Source organism: Desulfobacula sp. (genome assembly GCF_021107415.1).
In genome coordinates, this window is the sequence record NZ_JAIOSW010000382.1 from 1 (window position 1) to 7,802 (window position 7,802).

Annotated in this window: 8 protein-coding genes; 3 read left to right on the forward strand and 5 right to left on the reverse strand. The window is 41.7% G+C overall.

The genetic code is table 11. The features are described 5' to 3' along the window. From K8S13_RS19165 to K8S13_RS19175, 3 genes are all read left to right on the forward strand, one after another. Positions 1-869, forward strand: an 869-nt coding sequence (locus K8S13_RS19165) for a DUF4143 domain-containing protein (RefSeq protein ID WP_291465060.1), incomplete at its 5' end; no start/stop codon positions are given. A 40-nt stretch (positions 870-909) separates the two neighbouring features. Next, positions 910-1,752 (forward strand): deoxyribonuclease IV, encoded by an 843-nt coding sequence (gene nfo, locus K8S13_RS19170; RefSeq protein WP_291465063.1) that lies wholly within the window; start codon positions 910-912, stop codon positions 1,750-1,752. Between the two features lie 19 nt (positions 1,753-1,771). Next, positions 1,772-3,283: a methyltransferase gene (locus K8S13_RS19175; RefSeq protein ID WP_291465064.1), complete on the forward strand. Its 1,512-nt coding sequence runs from the start codon at positions 1,772-1,774 to the stop codon at positions 3,281-3,283. Between the two features lie 14 nt (positions 3,284-3,297). On the opposite strand, the gene K8S13_RS19180 is transcribed toward K8S13_RS19175, so the two are convergent. The 5 genes from K8S13_RS19180 to K8S13_RS19200 form a co-directional block, all read right to left on the reverse strand. Continuing rightward, complete coding sequence (locus K8S13_RS19180) at positions 3,298-4,248, reverse strand: bile acid:sodium symporter (RefSeq protein ID WP_291465065.1); 951 nt, start codon at positions 4,246-4,248, stop codon at positions 3,298-3,300. After that, on the reverse strand, positions 4,245-5,762 hold the full coding sequence (locus K8S13_RS19185) for a class I adenylate-forming enzyme family protein (RefSeq protein ID WP_291465067.1): 1,518 nt from the start codon (positions 5,760-5,762) through the stop codon (positions 4,245-4,247). Before K8S13_RS19185 ends, K8S13_RS19180 begins: the two co-directional genes overlap by 4 nt. Before the next feature lies 1 nt (position 5,763). After that, positions 5,764-6,567 (reverse strand): alpha/beta hydrolase, encoded by an 804-nt coding sequence (locus tag K8S13_RS19190; protein ID WP_291465068.1) that lies wholly within the window; start codon positions 6,565-6,567, stop codon positions 5,764-5,766. Positions 6,568-6,582: 15 nt separating this feature from the next. Then, a complete protein-coding gene (locus K8S13_RS19195) occupies positions 6,583-7,014 on the reverse strand; it encodes a DUF1178 family protein (protein ID WP_291465069.1) in 432 nt (143 codons plus the stop codon). A gap of 2 nt (positions 7,015-7,016) precedes the next feature. Then, positions 7,017-7,802 (reverse strand): PhoU domain-containing protein (locus tag K8S13_RS19200; protein ID WP_291465071.1); only part of this gene is annotated, 786 nt, incomplete at its 5' end.

Sequence of the window (7,802 nt, forward strand, 5' to 3'; positions counted from 1 at the left end):
ACAATACAATGCCGGTTCCTGATTTTGCACATGAAAAATTAATGAAGTTTTTTCATATTTACTCAATCATCGGTGGGATGCCGGAAATTGTCCAGAAATATTCAGAAAAACAAGATATCCTTGCATTGAACAATTTATTTGACGGCTTAATTGTTTCATATCTTGATGATGTTGAAAAATATGCACGAAATCATTCAATGGCACAAGTCATAAGGTATGCGATCTCAAATGCATTTTATGAAGCTGGGAGTAGAATAAAATTTCAAGGCTTTGGAAATTCCAACTACAAGTCAAGGGAAATGGGCGAAGCGCTAAAATTGTTAGAAAAAGCAATGTTGATTTATCTTTTATATCCCTCATCCTCTGTTGAACCCCCACTGCTGCCAAACATCAAAAAATCTCCAAGACTTCAGGTTCTCGATACAGGTATGTTAAATTATTTTGCCGGGTTTCAAAAAGATCTGTTTGGAACAAAAAATATTGATTCTGTTTACCAGGGTAGGATAGCAGAGCACATTGTAGGTCAGGAACTTTTAACTTATGATACATCTCCGCTGTATAAACTTCATTTCTGGAGCAGGGATAAAAAACAGTCAAGTGCTGAAATTGATTTTCTCATACAATTTAAAAATCTGATAATACCCATTGAAGTCAAAACCGGTGCAACGGGTAGACTTCGTTCATTATATCAGTTTATTGACCGTACATCACACGATTATGCAGTGAGAATATATTCTGGTAAATTAGAAGTTAATCTAATTAAAACCTTAAACGGGAAAAATTTTATATTATTGAATCTTCCATTCTATTTAGCTGGATGTATTATTGAATACCTTGATTGGTTAATGTCTAACCATAGGAATTTATAATTATTTATTAATTCAAATAAATGATAGAAAAAGGAAAAAAATGAAGTATATCGGAGCCCATGTCAGTATCAGCGGAGGTGTAGAAAAAGCCCCGCAAAACGCAGAAAGTATTGGCGCAAAGGCCTTTGCCATGTTCACCAGGAACCAGAGACGGTGGATGTCAAAACCTCTGACTAATAAAAATATTACCCAATTCAAAGAAAACTGCAAGAATGCCGGTTACAATCCCAAGCACATTCTCCCCCATGACGGCTATCTGATCAATCTCGGGCACCCGGAAGAAAAGGCCCTCGAAAAATCAAGGATCGCCTTCCTTGAGGAGATGCAGCGTTGTGAGCAACTGGGACTTCGATACCTGAATTTTCATCCGGGAAGTCATCTGAACAAAATGGATACCGATAACTGCCTGGAACGGATCGCCGAATCCATCAACCTGGCCCTGGATCAGACAGCCGGCATCACGGCGGTCATTGAAAACACTGCCGGCCAGGGAACCAATATGGGACATCGATTCGAACACCTGGCCAGGATCATTGGGAATGTTCAGGACAAGAGCCGCATAGGGATCTGCCTGGACACCTGTCATATCTATTCTGCCGGGTACGATATCAAGACAGCGAAGGCTTTTGAAAACACCCTCCAGGAGTTTGACAATCTCGTGGGTATCAGCTGCCTGAAAGCCATGCACCTGAACGATTCGAAAAAACCTTTCGGAAGCCGGGTAGACAGACACGAGAGCATCGGAAAAGGATCCCTGGGGATTGAGCCTTTCAAATTCATCATGAACGACCCGCGCTTCGACCATATTCCCATGGTTCTTGAAACACCGGATCAATCCATCTGGGAAGAGGAGATCAGACTCCTCTATGGCCTGATTGAATAAAAATATAAAGGAATTGATGATGAACCACTCTGCAAGCACCTCTCGATTATTTGATTTTCAGGACCAAGCCGATTTTCGTCACTTACGTGATTTGCTTACCCGCACCGGCTATATGGATTCCAGTGTACTTGACACCATAGGCATCAACGACCTTCAGGCAATTAAAGGCAACGATCACCCCCTGCTGCTTGAAAGAACCAGTACCGGTTCTCCTCTCCATATCCTTATCCGTCTTTTTCTTATGGAAATGCCGGTGGAGAGAAGCCTTTTGGAGAAGGCAATCAAGCCGATGACGGTTACGTCCTGGGAACAGGCAGGGCTGGTGCATTATCGGGCTAATGAGGTTGTTGCAGCCGTAAAACTGCTGCCGTTCCAGAACCTTATTGTAGCCTTTGACTTGTCCTCCATCATGCAGACGCCCTTGCGGGAAAACTATGTCATGGGTATTGGCAGCAGCACGATTACCTTGTCGAATTTGACGATCCGCAGGCAGTCGCGCCGAACCCTTGATCTTGGAGCCGGCTGCGGCGTCCATGCCTTTCTAGCTGCACCGCACAGCGATCACACCGTTGCCGTGGACATCAATCCCCGTGCCGTGCAACTGGCGCAATTTAATGCAAAGCTGAATGCTGTCTCCAACATAGAATGCTTGCAAGGCAGCTTTTTTGAACCGGTTACCGACCAAAAATTCGACTTGGTTATCAGCAATCCACCCTTTGTCATTTCACCGGAAACACGTTTCATTTACCGGGATGGAGGCATGGAAGCCGACTCTGTCACTCGCAAGATCGTTCAGGATGTTCCAAGGTTTCTTCATGAAGGCGGATTTTGCCAGATTTTATGCAACTGGGTAGAAACCAGCGGCAAGGACTGGCAAAAAAGGCTGGAGAACTGGTTTGAGGGAACCGGTTGTGATGCATGGGTGATGCGTTCGGAATCTCTGACAGCAGCAACCTATGCCTCAACCTGGATTAAACATACAGAGCTTTTTGACCAGGAAACACAGTTTGCTGAACGGTTCCGGAAATGGATGGCCTACTATGAAAAACTTGGCATAGAATCCATTGGCGCAGGTTTGATCACCATGCGTAAATCAGAAGGCAAAGCAAACTGGTTCCGCGCCGATGAAAGTCCGGAAAAGCTAATCAGTCCATGCTGGGAGTCCATTGCACTCGGCTTTGAGCTGTGGGACTTTCTCCAAACCGTGCGAAACGACAATGATCTTTTGAACAGCCGTCTGCATTACTCGCCGGATATCCGCCTGGAGCAGCACTTTAAACCTGGCGAACAGGGCTGGAAAGCAACGGCGTCCTTCATCTCTCTATCAAAGGGATTTGTCTACAAGGGAAATTCAGACCCATTAATCGCGAATCTGCTCATCAAATGCGACGGCCAAAAACCAGTGAAGGATCTTATCTCGGACATGATCGCTTCCCTGGAAGCAGATCCTGAGCAAATTACCCCCACCCTCTGCCAATTGATCCGCAAACTGATTGAGCAGGGATTTTTGTTGCCCAGCCGTCAAGCCTGATTCCTTTCTTCAGCCTATTTGAGCTTTACTGCAAGATAACCATCAATCATAAGATGAGTAATATGATGCACGACACAGACAAGGAGAGCTGTCCCATATTCAGGAAAATAGGTCATCTGCAGCATGACAGAAAGGGGCAGGGTTTTTTGTGATCCCATGAAAATCACACTTTCGCGTTTGCCTTTGCCGATGTTGAGAAACCGGGAAACCAGGCAGGAAAATCCCAAAAGACACAGATGAAAAATAATGACCAGGGGAACTATTAAGAAAAAACTGCTGCTTTTGGATATGAGAATCTCCTTGACACCGGACAATGACATAAAAACAATACAGATCACACAGCATTGGTTGATAATTCCCATTATTTTTTTTTGGTTTGCCGTGATATTAAAAACCATCTGCTTTAAAAACATGCCGGTGAGCAAGGGTAGAAGTACCAGGATCAACAATTTTACAATAATTGCTTTTTGATCAATGGACAGCACTTTATCCTGTTGCTGCAAAAGCAGAAGAATGGACAGCATAAATGGAATGGAAATAATGGCAATACAATTGGAAACAATAGTGACAAAGAGTGCGTGGGCCATGTTCCCACCGGCATTTCCCGTCATCACCACGCCGCTTGAAATGGTTGTCGGCATCACTGCAACGATAAAAAGGCCAAGGATGATACCGGTTTCCAGGGACAAGAAACTCATGGCTGCGGCAACAAAAGGGGAGATGACAATAATCATCAATAAAGCCGCAAGGGTTGATTTAACATCCCTTATGCCTGATTTCATCTGGTCAATATCTATGATCATGCCCGATAATATAAATATGAAAAAAATCATGACGCTTGATCCGCTATGATTCTTTAAATGAATTCCTGCAAGAGCAATCCAGCCTGTTTTATCAAAAATCACTGCCAAAAAAATCAGCACCAGTCCGCATAGAAACCATTGTTTTTTTATAGTTTTGATCAAAATAAGTTTTTAAGATTTTCTTTTAAGATTTTGCCCATGGTATTTCTGGGCAGCTTTTCAATGAAAATGATTTCCTTTGGACATTTCCAGTCATGGAGATGCTCTTTGCAAATGGCCTTGACTGCACCGGATATATCTTTAGAACCTGGAGTTTTAACCACAGCCGCCACAATTTTTTCTCCCCATTTTTCATCAAAAATACCGACAACCGATGATTCAATAACCGCATCAAGTCGGTTGATTACGGCCTCAATCTCATTGGGGGAAACATTTTCACCTCCTGTGATGATAATGTTCTTTAATCGGTCGGTAAGATAATAATATCCGTCCCCATCTTTTTTCCCCAGATCACCAGTTTTAAACCAGCCCTGTTCAAAGGCTTTAGCAGTTTTTTCGGGTTTTTTCCAGTAACCGGGTGTAATGGAATCTGATTTGAGCCAGAACTCACCGATCTGACCGGGTTCTACATCCAAAAAAGTATCAGGATCAACGATTTTCACCTTAAGGCCGGGAAAAGAAAGCCCGATGGACCCTGGTTTTTTTTCACCATGCAGGGGATTGGAAAAATTCATGCCGGTTTCCGACATGCCTTCCCGCTCCACAGGCTCTTTGCCAAATGTTTGTTTGATTCTTTGAAAATCCTTAACCTGCAGGGGTGCTGATCCTGATGTCCACAGCCTCATGTGATCAAAACAAAGGGCCTGATCTTGAAAAGTGTCAACGAGCTTTGAATACATGGCCGGAACTCCCATAAATAAGGAACATGCCAGATCTCCCTTGCTTTTTTTTAAAAGATCAATCACGGTTTTCGGGGTAAATTTATCAAGCAGCACCACATGTGAACCGGAAATCAAGGCCGTGTGAAGGGCAAAACATAACCCGTGAATATGAAAAAGAGGCAGGGCATGGCATAAGGTATCAGAATCTGAAATTTCCCATAGTTTAATAATATTTTTTGCATCATTAACCAGATTTTTCTGGGTCAGGACAGCACCTTTGGGATCACCGGTTGTTCCTGATGTATAAATGATAAGTCCGGGATCATCAGGATATAGGCTTACTTTTTCCAGATCATCGGAACAGGATTTTAAGAAGGTCATCTCCTGAAAAAGGATTTTAGTATCAACCTCCATACAGGTTAAGTTGGAATCAATTTGTTTGATCATTCCGACCTGTTCCGGGTTTATGATCGTAAGCGACGGTGTAGCATCATTTAACAGATAGGTTAATTCAAATTTTTTAAATCCCGGATTCAGGGGTACACATACTGCTCCTATTTTTTGAAGGGCAATATAGGCAACAATAAAAACCAGGGATTTATCAAGGAGAAGAACAACATTGTCTGATTTTTTAACCCCTTTTCTTAAAAACAGGTTAGCCATTCTGTTTGAATTTAAATCCAGGTCCTGAAAAGACATTCGGGTCTCTAATTTATCACCCCTTAAAAAAGATATGGCTGTTTTTTGGTTATGCTTTATAAAACAATCCTTTAATAATTCTGCAATGGATACCATATCAGGAGGATGTCTTTGATATAAAATCGTGAATTTCTTTTTGGATAATTTTTTCACCCATATCAATAATATCATTGTGTCCGCAGTTTGGAAGCTCAACCAGTTTTTTTTCACCTTTGAAATTTAAATACTGCTGTCGGGCAAAATGAACAGGAATGATGTCATCATTGATGCCGTGAAAAAGGATGGCCGGTGTCTTGGTTTGACTCGCCCAGATTTCAGCCTGAAATTTATGTTTCATTAAATACTTTACAGGAGCCCAGGGGTAATGGTGCTGTGCAACCAGCGCTAAGGAAGTATAAGAAGAAAAAAGAATCAAACCACTGATATCTGTCCGGGTTGCTATCCAGGTTGCTACGCCGGTCCCCAGTGATTCCCCCATAAGATAGATGGGCAGACCCTCATGGTTTCTTGTCTTTATATGAAGAACCAGCTCATGGGCCTGTTTTAGAATCAAAGATTCCTTTGGCGCATTGGAATCCCTGCCAAACCCCGGATACTCAAATACCACCAGATTGGAATTAAAGCCGTTTAAAAGATCCAGAAAATAGGTTCTGTCACATGCATTGCCCGCATTCCCGTGAAATATAAGAATCCAGCTGTCAGGCTCGGGTTTAGCCTGGAAATAGTACCGGATATCTTCAGATGTTTCAGCCCCGGCATTGTGCTTTTCCATTTCAGGACAGTTCCCAAAAGGGGTTGGGCCGGGGAAAAACATAAGTTTCTCCTGAAAAAAATAGAGTGCCACCAGAATAAGGGTGTAGCAACCAATACAAAAACAGATTAAATTTATAATTGATTTCATTGAAAAAGCCTGTGCTTAATTCAAATCATCTTTTGGGTTTTTAATAACCGGAACCTTAAACACGGGCACACCTTCTTTGGCAAGAACCTTATCTTCTTCTTTTGTTGTGGTACCTTTGATATTTCTGTAATCTTCGGCGCCATAGTGCATTTTCAAGGCTTGTTTTGTAAAGTCAGATCCCACATTTTCAAAATTCTTTTCAACGTATTCAGCCACTTTTTCAGTTAATTCAGCCATGGCTTCCTGACTTGCCTGCAGGGCCCTCTGGGTCATATTACTGGAAGATTTTTTAATGGCAATGGGATGAAGTTTCTGGACAACGGATGTGGTTTCACAAACGGGGCATGCTAAAATACCCTGTTCCTGCTGTTTTTCCAGATCTTCTTTATCTTCGAACCAGCCTTCGAAGGTATGACCATTCAGGCACTCAAGATCAAATACTATCATTTTTAAATAATTCTGTTTACACCTGTGGCAATGTTAAAACAGTAGTCTCCCATCTTTTCATAATTTGAGACAAGGGCAATAAAGAAGACACCGGTATCAACCACACATTCTCCTCGTCTTAATCTTTCTATATGGTGATATCTCATATCTTCACGCATCTGGTCAATCAAATCTTCATTTTCCAATGCTTTTTGATAAAACCCCGGGGTTTTATCGTGCATTTCTTTGACAACCAAACCCAAAAAATTATCCACCTGGGCTGATATGGCTATCAGATCTTGTTTGGCTTTTTCACTGAAGTCAAAATTATTGTCATATATTCTTTCAAGTATTTTTGACACATTTTCCATGGAATCACCCAATCTTTCTATATTATTGGTAATTCGCATCATTTCTGATATTTCTTTGGCCTCTGGTTCGTTCACCTCTCCCTGATAAATTGTTGTCAAATATTTGATAATGACTTTTTGATAATCATCCAGATGGTCTTCTACGGCCTCTCTTTCTCCAAGAATGTCATCATCCCTTATCATAAGACATGTTGATATCTTCTTTAAATTCATATGAACAAATTCTATATTGTTTATGATCTCACCCTTAACCTTGGCAAGGGCACCGATGGGTGAATCAATGAACCCTGAATCAAATTCCGGCAACCTGTATCTTTCTTGTCTCTTATCAGGTTTAGGAGATATCAAAATTGTCAGTTGAACAAGTTTGGGAAGAAAAATCAGGAACACCATGGCATTGATAACATTAAAAATAGTATGACCATTGGCAATATATCT

Coding starts and splice junctions, on each gene's coding strand:
- K8S13_RS19175 (WP_291465064.1), top strand. CDS start 1,772: ATGAACCACTCTGCAAGCACCTCTCGATTATTTGATTTTCAGGACCAA.
- nfo (WP_291465063.1), top strand. CDS start 910: ATGAAGTATATCGGAGCCCATGTCAGTATCAGCGGAGGTGTAGAAAAA.
- K8S13_RS19190 (WP_291465068.1), bottom strand. CDS start 6,567: ATGAAATCAATTATAAATTTAATCTGTTTTTGTATTGGTTGCTACACC.
- K8S13_RS19185 (WP_291465067.1), bottom strand. CDS start 5,762: ATGGTATCCATTGCAGAATTATTAAAGGATTGTTTTATAAAGCATAAC.
- K8S13_RS19195 (WP_291465069.1), bottom strand. CDS start 7,014: ATGATAGTATTTGATCTTGAGTGCCTGAATGGTCATACCTTCGAAGGC.